The organism is Streptomyces sp. NBC_00096 (genome assembly GCF_045041305.1).
Lineage (GTDB): Bacteria > Actinomycetota > Actinomycetes > Streptomycetales > Streptomycetaceae > Streptomyces.
The window spans coordinates 2,853,924-2,871,552 of record NZ_CP108221.1 but is presented as its reverse complement, the minus strand read 5'-3'; the positions used below and the strand labels follow the sequence as shown (position 1 = coordinate 2,871,552).

The 17,629-nt window shown below is 74.1% G+C and carries 12 protein-coding genes; 8 read left to right on the top strand and 4 right to left on the bottom strand.

Annotated features, from left to right (window positions below; genetic code table 11):
* Positions 1 to 287: 287 nt before the first annotated feature.
* Positions 288 to 1,406: a phosphoserine transaminase gene (serC, locus tag OG904_RS12360; RefSeq protein ID WP_405490250.1), complete on the bottom strand. Its 1,119-nt coding sequence runs from the start codon at positions 1,404 to 1,406 to the stop codon at positions 288 to 290.
* Between the two features lie 95 nt (positions 1,407 to 1,501).
* On the opposite strand from serC, the gene OG904_RS12355 reads away from it, so the two are divergent.
* Positions 1,502 to 4,231 (top strand): FAD-binding and (Fe-S)-binding domain-containing protein, encoded by a 2,730-nt coding sequence (locus tag OG904_RS12355; RefSeq protein WP_405490248.1) that lies wholly within the window; start codon positions 1,502 to 1,504, stop codon positions 4,229 to 4,231.
* 57 nt (positions 4,232 to 4,288) lie between these two features.
* On the top strand, positions 4,289 to 5,287 hold the full coding sequence (locus OG904_RS12350) for an EamA family transporter (protein WP_405490246.1): 999 nt from the start codon (positions 4,289 to 4,291) through the stop codon (positions 5,285 to 5,287).
* A 19-nt stretch (positions 5,288 to 5,306) separates the two neighbouring features.
* Here the strand turns inward: OG904_RS12350 and OG904_RS12345 are convergent, their stop codons facing one another.
* A complete protein-coding gene (locus OG904_RS12345; protein ID WP_405490244.1) occupies positions 5,307 to 5,588 on the bottom strand; it encodes a hypothetical protein in 282 nt (93 codons plus the stop codon).
* Between the two features lie 114 nt (positions 5,589 to 5,702).
* Positions 5,703 to 6,743: a helix-turn-helix transcriptional regulator gene (locus OG904_RS12340; RefSeq protein ID WP_405490242.1), complete on the bottom strand. Its 1,041-nt coding sequence runs from the start codon at positions 6,741 to 6,743 to the stop codon at positions 5,703 to 5,705.
* A gap of 81 nt (positions 6,744 to 6,824) precedes the next feature.
* On the opposite strand from OG904_RS12340, the gene OG904_RS12335 reads away from it, so the two are divergent.
* On the top strand, positions 6,825 to 7,301 hold the full coding sequence (locus OG904_RS12335; protein WP_405490240.1) for a hypothetical protein: 477 nt from the start codon (positions 6,825 to 6,827) through the stop codon (positions 7,299 to 7,301).
* Positions 7,302 to 7,870: 569 nt separating this feature from the next.
* On the opposite strand, the gene OG904_RS12330 is transcribed toward OG904_RS12335, so the two are convergent.
* A complete protein-coding gene (locus OG904_RS12330) occupies positions 7,871 to 8,545 on the bottom strand; it encodes an HAD family hydrolase (protein ID WP_405497960.1) in 675 nt (224 codons plus the stop codon).
* 962 nt (positions 8,546 to 9,507) lie between these two features.
* On the opposite strand from OG904_RS12330, the gene OG904_RS12325 reads away from it, so the two are divergent.
* Genes OG904_RS12325 through OG904_RS12305 form a run of 5 tightly spaced genes read left to right on the top strand, consistent with a single transcriptional unit; the run spans position 9,508 to position 17,309 of the window.
* On the top strand, positions 9,508 to 10,374 hold the full coding sequence (locus OG904_RS12325; RefSeq protein ID WP_405490238.1) for a TIGR03084 family metal-binding protein: 867 nt from the start codon (positions 9,508 to 9,510) through the stop codon (positions 10,372 to 10,374).
* A complete protein-coding gene (locus OG904_RS12320; RefSeq protein ID WP_405490236.1) occupies positions 10,371 to 12,458 on the top strand; it encodes an acyclic terpene utilization AtuA family protein in 2,088 nt (695 codons plus the stop codon). Before OG904_RS12325 ends, OG904_RS12320 begins: the two co-directional genes overlap by 4 nt.
* Positions 12,455 to 14,053 (top strand): acyl-CoA carboxylase subunit beta, encoded by a 1,599-nt coding sequence (locus OG904_RS12315; protein ID WP_405490234.1) that lies wholly within the window; start codon positions 12,455 to 12,457, stop codon positions 14,051 to 14,053. Before OG904_RS12320 ends, OG904_RS12315 begins: the two co-directional genes overlap by 4 nt.
* 8 nt (positions 14,054 to 14,061) lie before the next feature.
* Entirely contained in the window at positions 14,062 to 16,137 is a 2,076-nt protein-coding gene (locus OG904_RS12310) for a biotin carboxylase N-terminal domain-containing protein (RefSeq protein ID WP_405490232.1), read from the top strand.
* Complete coding sequence (locus tag OG904_RS12305) at positions 16,134 to 17,309, top strand: acyl-CoA dehydrogenase family protein (protein ID WP_405490230.1); 1,176 nt, start codon at positions 16,134 to 16,136, stop codon at positions 17,307 to 17,309. Before OG904_RS12310 ends, OG904_RS12305 begins: the two co-directional genes overlap by 4 nt.
* Positions 17,310 to 17,629: the final 320 nt, after the last annotated feature.

Below are 17,629 nucleotides of genomic sequence, written 5' to 3'. Positions count from 1 at the left end.
CCTCCCGGGGGCCCCGGGAGGGCCCTGCCGAAGGTCCCGATGGGTGAAACCGCAGGCGGCAGGGCCGATCGGGATCTTCCGTTTACGGGCTCTTTGCCCCGATTTTTGGGACCAAGGTCCCGCGGTCCGGAGTCTGTCGGCGCCCGGCTCCTTCAGGGCTTCTTCAGGACCCCTTCAGAGCTCGGTCAGGGCTAGGTCCGGGCCAGGTCGCGGCTCTGCCGGGAATGACGGAGCCCCCGGTGACGAAGTGTCACCGGGGGCTCCGGAGCGTGTCGGAAGGCCGACGGTCAGAGGTTCTCGATGACGTAGTCGACGCACGCGGTCAGCTTCTGCACGTCCGCCGGGTCGATCGCCGGGAACATCGCGATGCGGAGCTGGTTGCGGCCGAGCTTGCGGTAGGGCTCGGTGTCCACGATGCCGTTGGCGCGCAGCACCTTGGCGACCGCGGCCGCGTCGATGTCGTCCGAGAAGTCGATCGTGCCGATGACGGCCGAGCGCTTCGCGGAGTCCGCGACGAACGGGCTGGCGTACTTCGACGCCTCGGCCCAGCCGTACAGGTGGGCCGCGCTGGCCGACGTACGCCCGGTGGTGAACTCCAGACCGCCCTGGCTGTTCATCCACTCCAGCTGCTCGTTCAGCAGGAAGAGGGTGGAGAGCGCCGGGGTGTTGTACGTCTGGTTCTTCAGCGAGTTGTCGATCGCCGTCGGCAGCGAGAAGAACTCCGGGATGTGCCGGCCGGAGGCGTGCACGCGGGCCGCGCGCTCCAGGGCCGCCGGGGAGAATGCCGCCAGCCACAGGCCGCCGTCGGAGGCGAAGGACTTCTGCGGGGCGAAGTAGTAGACGTCGGTCTCGGTGATGTCCACCGGCAGGCCGCCGGCGCCCGAGGTCGCGTCCACCAGAACGAGCGAACCCGCGTCGGCGCCCGCGACGCGCTTGATCGGCGCCGCCACACCCGTCGAGGTCTCGTTGTGGGTGTACGCGTAGACGTCCACGCCCGCCTCCGCCACCGGCTCCGGGTGCGTACCCGGCTCCGAGGAGATCACGGACGGCGCGTCCAGCCACGGCGCGGACTTCGCGGCCGAGGCGAACTTGGAGGAGAACTCACCGAAGGTGAGGTGCTGCGACTTCCGCTCGATGAGACCGGCGGTCGCGATGTCCCAGAAGGCGGTGGAGCCGCCGTTGCCCAGGATCACCTCGTAGCCCTCGGGGAGGGAGAAGAGGTCCCGGAGGCCCTGGCGCACCGAGCCGACCAGGTTCTTGACCGGGGCCTGGCGGTGTGATGTTCCGAGCAGGGAGGTACCGGTGGCGGCGAGGGCGTCCAGCGCCTCGATCCGCACCTTGGAGGGGCCCGCGCCGAAGCGTCCGTCGGCGGGCTTGATGTCAGCGGGAATCTGGATCTCAGCCACGAGCGGAGCGTATCCGTTCCAGGTCCGACGTTCTCAGCCGCGTCCACCCGATGAGATGACGCGGTGTCGCGGAAGGGGGTGGGAGGGTGTCCCGTGTGACGGCACCCGGGGAACTCGAACGGACATTGCGGGCGAACCTGCGCGGCGAGGTGGACTTCGGCGCCGCCGCGCGGGCCCTGGCCACCATGGACGCCTCGAACTACCGCCGCGTCCCCCTCGGCGTGGTCACCCCGCGCGACGCCGCGGACGTGGCCGCCGCGCTCGCCGTGTGCGCCGCGGCGGGGGTCCCGGTCGTCCCGCGCGGCGGCGCGACCTCCATCGCCGGCCAGGCCACCGGGACCGGGGTGGTCCTGGACCTGACCCGGCACATGAACGCCCTGGTCTCCCTCGACCCCGCTGCCCGGACCGCCGTGGTTCAGCCCGGCCTGGTCCTCGACCGGCTGCGGGACGCGGCGCGCCCGCACGGGCTGACCTTCGGGCCGGACCCCTCCACGCACTCCCGGTGCACGCTCGGCGGGATGATCGGCAACAACGCGTGCGGCGCCCACTCCGTGGCCTGGGGGACCACGGCCGACAACGTCGCCGAGCTCGCGGTCACGGCGTACGGGGGCTCCTCCCACCGGCTGGCCACCGGCTGGGCGGGCGCGCCGCCCGGGCTGCGGGAGCTGGTGGCGGGAAACCTCGCGGTCCTGCGCACCGGCATGGCCGGGGGCTTCTCCCGGCGCATCTCCGGCTACGGCGGGCTGGACGCACTGCTGCCCGAACGGGGCGTCGGGCTCGCCCGGGCGTTCTGCGGCAGCGAGGGCACGCTCGGGGTGGTGACCGAGGCGGTGGTGCGCCTGGTGGAGACCCCGCGCGCGCCGGTCCTCGCGGTGCTCGGGTACGCCGACGAGAGCGCGGCGGCCGACGCGGCGGCGGGCCTGCTGGAGCACGGGCCGCTCACGGTCGAGGGCATGGCGGCGGACCTGGTGGGCGACGCGGCGCCGGGGCTGCCGCGGGGCGGTGCCTGGCTGTTCGTGGAGATGCGGGACGAGGGCGCGGCGCGTTCGCTCCTACGGGCCTGCGACGCGGTGGACAGCCTGCTGATCACCGATCCGGCGGAGCAGCGGGCGCTGTGGCGGATCCGCGAGGACGCGGCGGGCACGGCCACCCGGATGCCCGACGGGACCATGGCCTGGCCGGGCTGGGAGGACTGCGCGGTCCCGCCCGCCCGGCTCGGCGCCTACCTGCGGGAATTCCGGGCCCTGCTGGCCGGGCACGGGCTGCGCGGATCCCCGTACGGGCACTTCGGCGAGGGCTGCGTGCACGTCCGCATCGACTTCGACCTGGTGACGGCGGGCGGCGTGGCCCGCTTCCGCTCCTTCTCCTCGGACCTGGCCGACCTCGTGGTCGCCCACGGCGGCTCCCTGTCGGGGGAGCACGGGGACGGACAGGCACGGGCGGAGCTACTGCCGCGCATGTACGGACCTTCGGTGATCGCGCTCTTCGAGTCGTACAAGCGGGTCTGGGACCCGGCGGGCGGCATGAACCCCGGGATCCTGGTCCGCCCGGCACGCCTGGACGAGAACCTCCGCTTCGCGGTGCTGCCGTCCTCGGACTTCGCCGCGGAGGTCGCGCGCTGCGTGGGGGTGGCGAAGTGCCGGTCCGCGGACGTCGGCGGGCCGGGGGTGATGTGCCCGTCCTACCGGGCCACGGGGGAGGAACGGCACTCCACGCGCGGCCGGGCGCGGCTGCTGCACGAGATGCTGGCCGGGGAGATCCTGACGGACGGCTGGCGCTCGGCGGAGGTCGCCGGGGCCCTGGACCTGTGCCTGGGCTGCAAGGGCTGCCGCAGCGACTGCCCGGTGGGCGTGGACATGGCCGCGTACAAGGCGGAGTTCCTCCACCACCACTGGTCCGGCCGGCTGCGCCCCCTGTCCCACTACACCCTGGGCGGCCTCCCGGCCCTCCTGAGGACCCTGACCGCCCTCCGCCTGACCCGCCCCCTGAACCTCCTGCCCCGCTCCCTCCCCCTGCCCGGCCTGGAGCCGTCCAGGCCCTTGCCGAAGCTGGCGGCGAGGACCTTCACACGGGGCTGGAACGGCGGTGCGGGTACCGGGGCCGCGCCCCGGTCCCGGGGCGTCGTCACGGTCTGGCCGGACACGTTCACGGAGTACCTCGCCCCCGAGGCCGGCCACGCCGCCGTCCGCGTGCTGCGCGCCGCCGGGCTGGAGCCCGTACTCCCCGCAGGGCCCGTCTGCTGCGGGCTGACGTACGTCTCCACCGGCCGCCTGGACCGCGCCCGCAGGGTCCTGCGCCGCACCCTGGACACCGTGGGCGACCCGCAGGGCCCCGTCACCGTCCTCGAACCGAGCTGCGCCGCGGCGCTGCGCACCGATCTGCCCGCGCTCCTCCCCGAGGACCCCCGCGCGCACCGCCTCGCCGCAGCCGTCCGCACCTTCGCCGAGACCCTGGAGGAGTACGCCCCGCACTGGCAGCCGCCCCGCCTCGACCGGCCGGTCGCCGGGCAGACCCACTGCCACCAGCACGCCGTCCTCGGCGACGCCCCCGACCGGCGGCTCCGCGAGCGCGCCGGGCTGACGGGGGACCTCAGCGGCGGCTGCTGCGGCCTCGCGGGGAACTTCGGGTTCGAGCCGGGCCACCACGAGGTCTCCGTGGCCTGCGCCGAGGAACAGCTCCTGCCGTCGCTGCGCGCGGCCGCCCCGGGCACGGAGGTCCTGGCGGACGGCTTCTCCTGCCGGACCCAGATCGCGCAGCTGGCCGGCGGCCGGGCCCGGCACCTGGCGGAGGCACTGGCCGAGGCCCTGCCCGATGCCCGGACGTAACCGGATGTAAGGCAAAACACGGACGCACGGTCCTTACCCAGGCCCTAATCTGGATAAATGGCCGCACCCACCTCCCCCACACCTACGACCCCGACCGTGACCGTGACCACGGCCGTACCGGCGCCCGCGCCCACACCCGCACCGGCGCCCGCACCCGCCACCACGGACACCTCCTTCCGGACCCGCTTCGGCCCCGTCGCACTGGTGGTCACGGCAGGCGTATCGGTCCAGTTCGGTGCCGCCCTCGCGGTCATGCTGATGCCGAGGGCCGGCGCGGCGGGAGTGGTCACACTGCGGCTCGCGGCCGCCGCGCTCGTCCTGCTGCTCGTCTGCCGGCCCAAGGTGCGCGGGTACTCCCGCTCCGACTGGATGACCGTGGTGTGGTTCGGCGTGACCATGGCCGGGATGAACGGCCTCTTCTACCAGTCCATCGACCGCATCCCGCTCGGCCCCGCCGTCACCCTGGAGGTGCTCGGCCCGCTGGTGCTGTCCGTCGCCGTCTCCCGCCGCCTGATGAACCTGCTGTGGGCCGGCCTCGCACTGGGCGGCGTGGTCCTGCTGTCCACCCACGGCGGAGGCGGCCTCGGCGGACTCGACCCGCTGGGCGCGGCCTTCGCCCTCGGCGCGGGCGGCATGTGGGCGGCGTACATCGTCTTCAACGCACGGACCGGGCGGCGGTTCCCGCAGGCGGACGGGCTGGCGCTGGCGATGGCCGTGGCCGCCGTACTCTCCCTCCCCCTCGGCGTGATCGAGGCGGGCTCGGCCCTGCTACTCCCCAGCACGCTGGCGCTCGGACTGGGCGTGGCGGTGCTGTCCTCGGTGCTGCCCTACACGCTGGAACTGCTGGCCCTGCGCAGGCTGCCCGCGCCGACCTTCGCGATCCTGATGAGCCTGGAACCGGCCATCGCGGCGACGGCGGGCTTCCTGGTGCTGAACCAGGCGATGTCGGCGCTCGACGCCGCGGCGATCGCGCTGGTCATCACGGCGAGCATCGGCGCGGTCCGCTCGCAGACCCGCCCGGGCCGGCGCGCCCGTACGGGGAAGCCCACGGCCTGAGGGGTCGGGACCGCCGGGCTCAGTTCCAGACGATGCCGCCGTCCGTACCCTCGGTGCCATCCGCACCGTCGACGCGATCCGTGCCATCCGTGGTCGGCGTCGCATCCACATGCTGCACGTTCGCCTCGACGCGGGTGCTCGCCGCCGGCCGGTCCGAGGACCGGGCTGCGGGCGGGGAATCGGCGCCGGTACCGGCGGAGCCCCCGTCCGGGCGGCCCGCGCCCCAGCCGCTCGCCATGACCACGCCCAGCGCGAGTGTGCTCAGCGCGGCGGTCGCGAAGTACATCCCACGAGATGTCATGCGCGGAGCATTCCAGCCCGCGACGGCGGAGGGAAGCCCTCGACCACCGCTGCCTCGTCACACAGTCCGGGCCCGGTTCCGGGGCTCGTTCCCGGGCCGGCACCGGGCCGCGGATCAGACCCGGGCCGGTGTGATCGCCGTCCAGGTCCCGGCGGGCAGCGCCCCGTACCGGGCCGCCGTCGCGGCGGCCGCCGTGCCGATGCGGTGGCGCAGCGGGAGCGGGGCGAGGACCTCCGCCTCCGGTCCCAGCTCCAGGAACTGGGCCTCCGCGTGCGCCTGCGACTCGATCGGCAGTACCGCCCGCGTCCACCCGGGCAGCTCGGGGTCCGGGGTTCCGGTGGCCGCCAGGGCCTTCGCCTGGGCGCCGGTCAGCCGGGCCGCTCCGCGCGCGGAGACCCGTACCTCGGCCTCCTCCGGGTGCAGCCGCTCGTGGAACTCCGCTTGGGTCCGGCGCCAGTGGGCGGCCAGCTCGAAACCCTCGGGGAGTACGCATTCCCCGCCGGTCTCCCGCACGGCCAGGACCTGGTCCACCCGATAGGTGTACGGGCCGGAAGGCGCGGCCGCCGCGCCTTCCCCGGCCGGCTCCGCCGAGCCCGCGACCAGGTACCAGCGCCCCGCCTTCAGGACCAGCCCGTAGGGGGCCAGCAGGCGGTCCACCTCATGGGGTGCCTTCCAGCGCCGGTAGCGGACCTCGATCACCCGCCCCCGCCACACCGCGTCCGCGATCCGCCCCAGATGCGGGGTCTCCTCGTGCTCCGCGTACCAGCCGGGCGCGTCCAGGTGGAACCGCAGCCGCATCCGGTCGGCCTGCGCGCGCAGTTCCGGGGGCAGGGCGGCGCGCAGTTTCAGTTGGGCCGCGGACAGGGCCCGGCCGAGGCCGAGTTCGGCGGCCGGACCGGGCATCGAGGTGAGGAACAGTGCCTCCGCCTCGCCCGGTGCCAGGCCGGTGAGGCGGGTGCGGTAGCCGTCGAGGAGCTGGTAGCCCCCGCTGTGGCCGGCGTCGCCGTACAGCGGGACACCGGCGGCGGCCAGCGCCTCCGCGTCGCGGTAGACGGTACGGACCGACACCTCCAGCTCCCCGGCGAGCTCGGCGGCGGTCATCCGGCCCCGGGTCTGGAGCAGGAGCAGGATCGAGAGCAGTCGGCTGGACTTCATGCGCACTTCACTGACACAGGATGTCAGTGAAGTCCCCCTACGGTTCCCCCATCACCACGGAGAGCACTTTGGGGAGCGCACATGAACAACGACTTCGACTTCTTCGCCGGTACCTGGGACGTGTCCAACCGCTGGCTCACCGACTTCCTCGACGCGGACAGCGAGTGGGAGGAGTTCCCGGGGTTCTCCCGGGCCACCCGCCACTTCGACGGGGCGGCGAGCTTCGACGAGATCGAGTTCCCGACGAAGGGTTTCGCGGGCCTGACCCTGCGGCTCCACGACCCCGAGCGCGACCAGTGGACCCTCAACTGGGCGAGCCGCCGGACGGGCACCCTCTTCCCGGCCGTCGCCGGACGCTTCGACCCGACCTCGGGCACGGGCGTCTTCGAGGGCGAGGACACGTACGGGGGCAAGACGGTCCAGGTGCGCTTCGTGTGGTCGCGCACGGACACGGACTCCCCGCGCTGGGAACAGTTCTTCTCGCCCGACGAGGGCGCGACCTGGGTCCACAACTGGACGATGAACTTCACCCGCGCTGCGACCACCACAAAGATCTGACCCGCGCCCGCCCCCTGGGCCCGCCCCCCGGGCCCGGCCTGCCGGTGGGCCGACCCGTCTCCGGCCGGCCGGGTCGGCCCACCGGCCGCCCTACCAGTAGTCCCTCCCCCCACCCGTGCGGGCCGACCACGCGACGCCCCGGGAAGGGTGTCCGACCGCCCGGTCCTGGGTGTTCTGACTGTCCCGGGCCTCTATTCCGTCCGGCTGGCCGGTCCTGACAGGTGACGGGTGCGGATCGTCGCGCTGGCCGGAGGGGGGATGGGCATCCCTGATGCGGCCGCTCCTCCGTATCCGTCCCTCCCGGCCGTTCCTCGGGGGGATCCCGGGAGTCTTGTGGCGTTTCGGGGTGGGTCGGTCGGTCAAGGGTGGCCGAAGGCCATCGCGTAGCGACGCGACCGTAGGGAGCGCCCTTGAGGGACCGGCCCGCACCGAAAGGACACTGGACTGCCGGGCTCCCCCCGGACCTTGTCGAAGCCCCCGACCAGCGCGCAGCCCACCCCCACCCACCCCACCCACCCCACCCACCCCACCCACCCCACCCACCCCACCCAATCCCGCGTCAACCCGCGTCAGACCACCTCCAGCACCCCGCGCAGTCCGCTCGGCCGCTGCTCGACGGGCAGGTGCTCGACCAGTTCGACCCGGCATCCCAGTGCCGCGGCCCCCGCGTCCGCGACGTCGTCATCGCCGACCATGAGCACCTCCGCGGGCGCCCGGCCGATCGCGTCGCAGGCGGCCCGGAAGAGCCCGGGATCGGGCTTCTGGACCCCGTGCTCGAAGGAGAGCAGGTAGGCGTCGACGAGGTGGTCGAGGCCGTGGGCACGGAAGACGGGCCGCAGGTCCCAGCCGATGTTGCTGACGACGGCGACCGGGATGTCCCGCTCGCGCAGGGCGCCGAGCGTGGACGCGGTGTCGGGGTAGGGCCGCCAGGCCGCGGGGGTGAAGTGTCGGTCGTACAGGGCGTCGGCCAACTCCGCCGAGGGCAGCGAAGCCTCCCGCGCGAGGGCGGTGTAGACGGCCCGGTGCTGCTCGGGGCTCAGGTCGCGCTCCCGCCACAGCGCCTCCAGCCGGGACGGCAGCCGCCGGGGCGACGCCCCGCCCGGCAGGGCGCCGGCCTCCTCCAGCCGGGCGGCGCAGGCAATGAGTTCGGCCTCGGGCAGTTCGAGTCCGGTGTCCGCCACCACGGCACGCAGCCAGTCCTCGGTGGGCTCGACGCGGAAGAGGGTCCCGGAAAAGTCGAACATCACACCCTTGACCGCACGGGCCCTGGCGCCGGCGCCGGTATCGGTGGCGGTGTCAGCACCCGCGCCCGCACCCCTGCCCACCCCTGCGCCGGTGATCATGGCCGAGCCCGTGTTCGTAGCCGCGCTCGTACCTGAGCTGGTGGCCGGACCTTCGCCCGTGGCCGGCCCTGCGCCCACGGTTGTGCCCGCGACCCTGGCCACGCCCGTGGCTGGACCTGTGCCCGCGACCCTGCCTACCCCCGTGGCGGGGCCAGTCCCCGTAGCCGCGGCTGGGCCTGCACCCCTGCCCACGCCCGTGGCCGGGCTGGCGTCCACGCCTGTGGCTGCACCCACGCCCGTGGCCGGGCTGGCGTCCACGCCTGTGGCCGCACCCACGCCCGTGGCCGGGCTCGCATCCACGCCCGTGGCCGCACCCGCACCCGCCCCCGAGACCGTGCCTGCGCCTGCCCCCGCAACTGGGCCTGCACCCCTGCCCACCCTCGTGGTGGGGCTGGCGTACATGCCCGTAGCCGCACCCACCCCCGCGACCGGGCTCGCACCCACCCCCGTAGCCGCACCCACCCCCGCGACCGGGCTCGCACCCACCCCCGTAGCCGCACCCACCCCCGCGACCGGGCTCGCACCCACTCCCGTAGCCGCACCCACCCCCGAGACCGGGCTCGCACCCACCCCCGCGACCGGGCTGGCACCCACCCCCGTAGCCGCACCCACCCCCACCCCCATCCCCCCGCCCCCGCCGTTCCCGGCCCCCGCCCCGCCGCTGTCCTTGACCATGGGATCGATCCTCACCGCGGGTTCGCGCCCCGCGCAAGCCCCGGGGCGGGTGGTGCAGAGCCGCCAAACCGCCGCGCACGCCGGAGAGTTCGACGGGTGCCGAGGTTCGGACAAATAATGCAAGCACGCTTGATTGTTTTCCCGGCGGCTGCCACGCTTCCCCTCACGCCGAGAAGGGGAGCGCACCCGTGCCCGATCCGTCCGCAGTCGCCGTCTTCGCCGATCTCCACGAGGAGAGCAGGGAACTCGACGCCCTGGTAGGCGAGTTGCCCGCGTCCGACTGGGCGGGGCCCACGCCCGCGCCCGGCTGGAGCATCGCCCACCAGATCGCCCACCTGCACTGGACCGACCGGGCCGCCCTGCTCGCCCTCACCGACGCCGCCGCGTTCGCGCTGCTGGTCGAGGAGGCCGCCAAGGCTCCCGACTCCTTCGTCGACGCGGGCGCCGAGGAGGGGGCCGCACTGGACCCCGCCGAGCTGCTGGCCCGGTGGCGGGCCGGCCGTACCGCCCTCGAGGAGGCCCTCGCCGCGGCCTCGCCCGATGCCCGGTTCCCCTGGTACGGCCCCCCGATGAAGGCCGCGTCGATGGCGAGCGCCCGGCTGATGGAGACCTGGGCGCACGGCCAGGACGTGGCCGACGCGCTCGGCGTGCGCCGCGTACCGACGGCCCGGCTACGGCACGTGGCGCGGATCGGGGTGCGGGCCCGCGACTACGCGTACGCGGTACGGGGCCTGGCGGCGCCGGTGGGGGAGTTCCGGGTGGAGCTGACCGCCCCGGGAGCCCCGGGAGCCCCCGGATCCGCCCCGGGAGCCCCCGGATCGGCCCCCGGATCGACCCCGGGAGCCTCCGCCGAGGTGTGGACGTACGGGCCCGAGGACGCGCCGCAGCGGGTCACCGGCCCGGCGCTGGACTTCTGCCTGCTGGTCACCCAGCGGGCGCACCGCGCCGACCTCGCCCTGACGGCGTCCGGCCCCGACGCCGGGCGCTGGCTCGACATCGCCCAGGCCTTCGCGGGCCCCGCGGGCCCGGGGCGCGCGCCGGGGGATTCCCGATGACCCGGCGCCCGCTGCGGATCGGCAACGCGTCGGGCTTCTACGGGGACCGGTCCGCGGCCTTCCGCGAGATGCTGACGGACGGTCCCCTGGACGTGCTGACCGGAGACTACCTGGCCGAGCTGACCATGCTGATCCTCGGCCGCGACCGGCTGAAGAACCCCGAACTCGGCTACGCAAAAACCTTCCTGCGCCAGCTCGAGGAGTGTCTCGGCCTCGCCCACGAGCGGGGCGTGCGGATCGTCGCGAACGCGGGCGGGCTGAACCCGGCGGGACTCGCCGGAGCGGTACGGGCGCTGGCCGCCAAGCTGTCCGTCCCCGTCACGGTCGCGCACGTGGAGGGCGACGACCTGATGCCGTACGGGCAGGACGCGCTCACCGCGAACGCCTACCTCGGCGGCGCAGGCATCACCGCCTGCCTGCGGGCGGGCGCGGACGTGGTGGTGACCGGCCGCGTCACGGACGCGGCCCTGGTCAGCGGGCCGGCGGCGTGGTGGTTCGACTGGGCGCCGGAGGACCACGACCGGCTGGCGGGGGCGGTGGTGGCCGGCCACGTGCTGGAGTGCGGGACGCAGGCGACCGGCGGCAACTACGCCTTCTTCACCCGGCACGACGTGTCCCGGCCGGGTTTCCCGCTGGCCGAGATCGCGGAGGACGGCTCCTCGGTCATCACGAAGCACCCGGGCACGGGCGGGATCGTCTCGGTCGGTACGGTCACGGCCCAACTCCTCTACGAAACCCAGGGCGTCCGCTACCTGGGCCCCGACGTGACGGCCCGTCTGGACACGGTCCGGCTGACCGCGGCGGGTACGGACCGGGTCGCCGTCTCGGGCACCCGGGGCGAGGCGCCGCCGGACACGCTGAAGGTGGGCGTGACCCGGATCGGGGGCTGGCGCAACGAGGTGGTCTTCGTCCTGACGGGCCTGGACATCGAAGCGAAGTCGGCCCTGGTCCGCGAGCAACTGGCTCCGCTCCTCGCCCCGGTGGCCTCGGTCGCCTGGACGCTGTCCCGCACGGACCACGAGGACGCGGAGACGGAGGAAACGGCCAGCGCGCTCCTGCGGCTGGTGGTGCGCGATCCGTCTCCCGACCGGGTGGGCCGCTCCCTGACCTCGGCGGCGATCGAACTGGCCCTGGCCAGTTACCCGGGCTTCCACGTCACGTCCCCTCCGGGCCCGGCCCAGCCGTACGGCGTCTTCGCCTCGACCACCGTCCCGGCCGCGGAAGTCCCCCACACGGCAGTCCTCCCCAACGGCACCCACCTCCCACTGGCCGTACCCCTCACGGGCCTGCTCCCGGCCCCGATCTCTGACGGGGGTGAAGAGCCGCGTCGATCGCCGACGGGGCTGGAACTGCCCGGCGCGAGCCCGCACGTGAACGCCGGTGGGCAGGAAGATCCGGCCCCGCCGGCGTTTGAGGCGCGGGGGTCCGGGGGCGGAGCCCCCGAAGGGCTCGGGGCGCAGCCCCGGCCCGGGGGCCCGGGGGCCGAGCCCCCGGTTTCGGGAAGGGGCGGGGTGGGGCAAAGCCCAGCAGGGCCCACGGCTCCCCGGACCCGGCGGGTGCCGCTAGGCCGGCTGGTGGGAGCCCGCAGCGGCGACAAGGGCGGCGACGCCAACGTCGGAGTGTGGGCCGAGACGGCCCCCGCCTGGGAGTGGCTCCGCGACACCCTCACCGTGGGCACCTTCAAGGAACTGCTCCCGGAGACGGCCCCACTGGAGGTGAGCCGTCACGAACTCCCCAACCTCCGCTCCCTCAACTTCACCATCACCCGGATCCTCGGCGACGGCGTGGCCTCCGGCCACCGCTTCGACCCCCAGGCCAAGGCCCTCGGCGAGTGGCTCCGCTTCCGCCAGATGGACATCCCGGTAGCCCTGCTCGAGGAACCCCCGACACCCGCCGCCGCAGGCTTCCCCGCGCCCCCGGCGCCCGCCACCGCCGCAGGCTTCCCCGCACCCCCGGCGCCCGCCACCGCCACAGGCCACCCCGCACTCCCCACCCCCACCCCCGCCCCCACCGGCCCCGCCCCCACCGGCCCCGCCCCCTCACCCCCGCGCCCCGAGACCACCACCCAGGAGGGGACCCCGTGACCCGCCTCAAGACTGCCGTCGACCCGCTCGCCCCCGAGCACGCGCAGGCCCGTACCGCCGCTCTGGAACGCCTCGCCGAGCTCGACTCGGCGCACGCCGCCGCCCTCGACGGCGGTGGCGAGAAGTACACCGCCCGGCACAAGGCCCGCGGCAAGCTCCTCGCCCGGGAGCGGATCGAGCTGCTCCTCGACCCGGACACCCCCTTCCTGGAGCTGTCCCCGCTCGCCGCCTGGGGCAGCGACTACCCGGTCGGCGCCTCGATGGTCACCGGCATCGGGACGGTCGAGGGCGTCGAATGCCTGGTCACCGCCAACGACCCCACCGTCCGCGGCGGCGCCTCCAACCCCTGGACGCTCAAGAAGGCCCTGCGGGCCAACGAGATCGCCCGCCAGAACCGGCTCCCCTGCATCAGCCTCGTCGAGTCCGGGGGCGCCGATCTCCCCTCCCAGAAGGAGATCTTCATCCCGGGCGGCGCCATCTTCCGGGACATCACCCGGCTTTCGGCCGAAGGGATCCCGACCATCGCCGTGGTCTTCGGCAACTCCACGGCCGGCGGCGCGTACGTCCCCGGCATGTCCGACCACACCATCATGATCAAGGACCGTTCCAAGGTGTTCCTCGGAGGTCCGCCGCTCGTCAAGATGGCCACCGGCGAGGAGAGCGACGACGAGTCCCTCGGCGGAGCCGACATGCACGCCCGGACCTCGGGCCTCGCCGACTACTTCGCCCTCGACGAGCACGACGCCATCCGCCAGGCCCGCCGCGTGGTCGCCCGCCTCAACCACCGCAAGCCGCAGGCCGATCCGCCGCGGGCCGAAGAGCCCCTCCACGACCCCGAAGAGCTCCTCGGCATCGTCCCCGCCGACCTCAAGACCCCCTTCGACCCCCGCGAGGTCATCGCCCGCATCGTCGACGCCTCCGACTTCGACGAGTTCAAGCCCCTCTACGGCACCAGCCTGGTCACCGGCTGGGCCACCCTCCACGGCTACCCGGTCGGCATCCTCGCCAACGCCCAGGGGGTGCTGTTCAGCGCGGAATCGCAGAAGGCCGCCCAGTTCATCCAGCTCGCCAACCAGCGCGACATCCCGCTCCTCTTCCTCCACAACACCACCGGCTACATGGTCGGCAAGGAGTACGAGCAGGGCGGCATCATCAAGCACGGCTCGATGATGATCAACGCGGTCTCCAACTCCCGCGTGCCCCACCTCTCCGTCCTGATCGGCGCCAGCTACGGCGCCGGTCACTACGGCATGTGCGGCCGCGCCTACGAGCCCCGCTTCCTCTTCGCCTGGCCCAGCGCCAAATCCGCCGTCATGGGCCCCGCCCAGCTCGCCGGAGTGCTCTCCATCGTGTCCCGCCAGTCCGCCGCCGCCAAGGGACTGCCCTACGACGAAGAGGCCGACGCGGGCATGCGCGCCTTCGTGGAGGCGCAGATCGAGTCCGAGTCCCTGCCGATGTTCCTGTCCGGGCGGCTGTACGACGACGGGGTCATCGACCCGCGCGACACCCGCACCGTCCTCGGCCTGTGCCTGTCGGCCGTCCACAACGCCCCTGTCGAGGGCGCCCGTGGCGGCTTCGGCGTCTTCCGGATGTGAGCCCGCACATGACGAACATGACGAACAAGGCGAGCCTGGTGAACCCGACGAACGCGACGGCCCCAACGGCCCCAACGGCCCCAACGGACCCGACGAACCCAACGGACCCGGCGAACGCAACGGACCCGGCGACCCCGGCGACCCCGACGAACCTGACCTCCCTCCTCGTCGCCAACCGCGGCGAGATCGCCGTCCGCGTCCTGCGCACCGCCCGCGCGCTGGGCCTGGCCACCGTCGCCGTGCACTCCGACCCCGACACCGGGGCCCTGCACGTCCGCGAGGCCGACACCGCCGTACGGCTGCCCGGCGCGGCCCCCGCCGACACCTACCTGCGCGGCGACCTGGTCGTCCGGGCCGCCCTCGCCGCGGGCGCCGACGCCGTCCACCCCGGCTACGGGTTCCTCTCCGAGAACGCCGGCTTCGCCCGCGCCGTCCTGGCCGCCGGACTCACCTGGGTCGGCCCGCCGCCCGCGGCCATGGAGGCCATGGCCTCCAAGACCCGGGCCAAGGAGCTGATGCGCGCCGCCGGGGTCCCGCTGCTGGACCCCGTGGACCCGCACGCCGCCACCACCACCGACCTCCCGCTGCTCCTCAAGGCGGCCGCGGGCGGCGGCGGCCGCGGCATGCGGGTCGTACGGGACCTGGACGCGCTCAAGGAAGCCCTCGACGCCGCCTCCGCCGAGGCCCTGTCCGCCTTCGGCGACGGCGAGGTCTTCGCGGAGCCCTACGTGGAGCGCGCCCGCCACGTCGAGGTGCAGATCCTCGCCGACTCCCACGGCACCGTCTGGGCACTGGGCACCCGGGACTGCTCCCTCCAGCGCCGCCACCAGAAGGTCATCGAGGAAGCCCCCGCACCCGGCCTCCCCGAGGCCCTGCGCACGGCCCTCCACGAGGCCGCCGTGGCCGCCGCCCGCGCGGTCTCGTACGAGGGCGCGGGCACGGTAGAGTTCCTCGTCACCGCCGACGGCCGCCCGTACTTCCTGGAGATGAACACCCGCCTCCAGGTGGAACACCCCGTCACCGAAGCGGTCTTCGGGCTCGACCTCGTCGCGCTGCAACTGCGGATCGCCGAGGGCGCGGCCCTGCCGCTGACCCCGCCGAAGCCCGCCGGGCACGCCGTCGAGGCCCGCCTCTACGCCGAGGACCCGGCTCAGGACTGGCGGCCGCAGACCGGAACCCTGCACACCCTCGCGGTCCCCGGAGAAGTCCGCGTGGACACCGGGTTCACCGACGGGGACACCGTCTCCATCCACTACGACGCCATGCTCGCCAAGGTCGTCGCCCACGCCCCGACCCGCGCCGAGGCCGTCCGCGCCCTCGCCCACGCACTGGCCGGAGCCCGGATCCACGGGCTGACCACCAACCGCGAACTCCTCGTACGGTCCCTGCGGCACCCGGAGTTCGCGGCCGGGCGGCTCGACACCGGCTTCTACGAGCGCCACCTGCCCGCCCTCACCGCAGCCGATCCGGACGATCCGGCCCCCGCGCTCTCCGCGCTGGCCGCGGCCCTGGCCGAGGCGGCCCCCGCCCCCGGCGCCCCGCTCGCCACCCGCGTCGGCGGCTGGCGAAACCTCCGCTCCCAGCCGCAGAGCCGCCGCTACACCGTGGCCGGAGCGGAGCACGAGGTCCGCTACCACCCGGCCCGCAGCGGCCCCCCGGAACTCGTGGACCACCCCGGTGTGCGCATCCTGTCCGCCGCGCGCCACCAAGTGACCCTCGAAGTCGAGGGAGTCCGGCGGGTGTTCCACGTGAAACAAAATTCGAACACGCCGCCCGGGATCTACGTCGACTCCACGCTCGGCGCCCACACCCTGACCCCCGTACCCCGGTTCGCGGACCCCCAGGACCGCACCGAACCGGGCTCCCTGCTGGCACCCATGCCCGGCACCGTGGTCCGCGTCGCCGAGGGCCTCGCCCCCGGCGCCACCGTCACCGCCGGGCAGCCGCTGCTCTGGCTGGAGGCCATGAAGATGGAGCACCGCATCCTCGCGCCCGCCTCCGGCACGCTCACCGCGCTCCACGCCGTCACCGGCCAACAGGTCGAATTCGGCGCCCTGCTCGCCGTAGTCCAGGAGGAAGCATGAGCTCCACCCCCGGCACCACCAGCGTAGAAACCGAAGAGCACAAGGCGTTGAGGGCGGCGGTCGCCGCCCTCGGCCAGAAGTACGGCCGCGAGTACCTCTCCCGCGTGGCCCGGGAGGGCGGCCACCCCGACGAGCTCTGGGCGGACGCCGGCAAACTCGGGTACCTCGGGGTCAACCTCCCCGAGGAGTACGGCGGCGGAGGCGGCGGCATCGCCGAACTCTCCATCGTCCTCGAGGAACTCGGGGCCGCGGGCTGCCCCCTCCTCATGATGGTCGTCTCACCCGCCATCTGCGGCACGGTCATCTCCCGCTTCGGCACCGAGGACCAGAAGCGGGCCTGGCTCCCCGGCCTGGCCGACGGCAGCCGCACGATGGCCTTCGGCATCACCGAACCCGACGCCGGCTCCAACTCCCACCGCATCACCACCACCGCCCGCCGCGACGGCGACGACTGGGTCCTGACCGGCCGCAAGGTCTTCATCTCCGGCGTGGACATCGCCGACGCCACCCTCATAGTCGGCCGCACCGAGGACGCCCGGACCGGCAGCCTCAAGCCCTGCCTGTTCATCGTCCCCCGTGACGCCCGGGGCTTCTCCCGCACGCCGATCGACATGGAACTCCAGGCGGCGGAGAAGCAGTTCGAACTGGTCCTGGACGATGTGCGGCTGCCCTCCACGGCGCTGGTCGGCGACGAGGACGCGGGGCTGCTGCAGCTCTTCGCCGGCCTCAACCCCGAGCGGATCATGACCGCCGCCTTCGCCATCGGGATGGGCCGCTACGCCCTGGCCAAGGCCGTGGACTACGCGAAGACCCGTCAGGTCTGGAAGTCGCCCATCGGCGCCCACCAGGCCATCGCCCATCCGCTGGCCCAGTCCCACATCGAGCTGGAGCTGGCCCGTCTGATGATGCAGAAGGCGGCCCGCCTCTACGACGCCGGGGACGACATGGGCGCGGGGGAGGCCGCGAACATGGCGAAGTACGCCGCCGGCGAGGCCTGCGTACGGGCGGTGGACCAGTCCGTCCACACCCTGGGGGGCAACGGCCTCACCCGCGAGTACGGGTTGGCCGCGCTGATCGTCGCCTCGCGGGTGGCCCGCATCGCCCCCGTCAGCCGGGAGATGATCCTCAACTTCATCTCCCACCAGACCCTGGGCCTGCCCAAGTCCTACTGACCCGCCCCGGCTCCGGCCCCCGCTGCGCGAACCCGTCCCCCACCCACCCTTCCACCGTTCCCCGGGGCTCCGCCCCAGACCCCGCTCTTCAATCGCCGGCGGGGCTGAAAAGATCGCCTCAAACGCCGGCGGGGCTGGATTTTCCAGCCCCCGGTGATCACCTGCGGGCCGGGGCCGGCCAAATTCCAGCCCCTCCGGTGTTTGAGGAGCGGGGTCTGGGGCGGAGCCCCGGGGAACGGGCGAAGGGTGGGTAGGGGACCGAGCTCCGCGCAGCGGCACCCCGCAGCCCCCGCCGCAGGTGGTCCGCATACCCTCCCCGG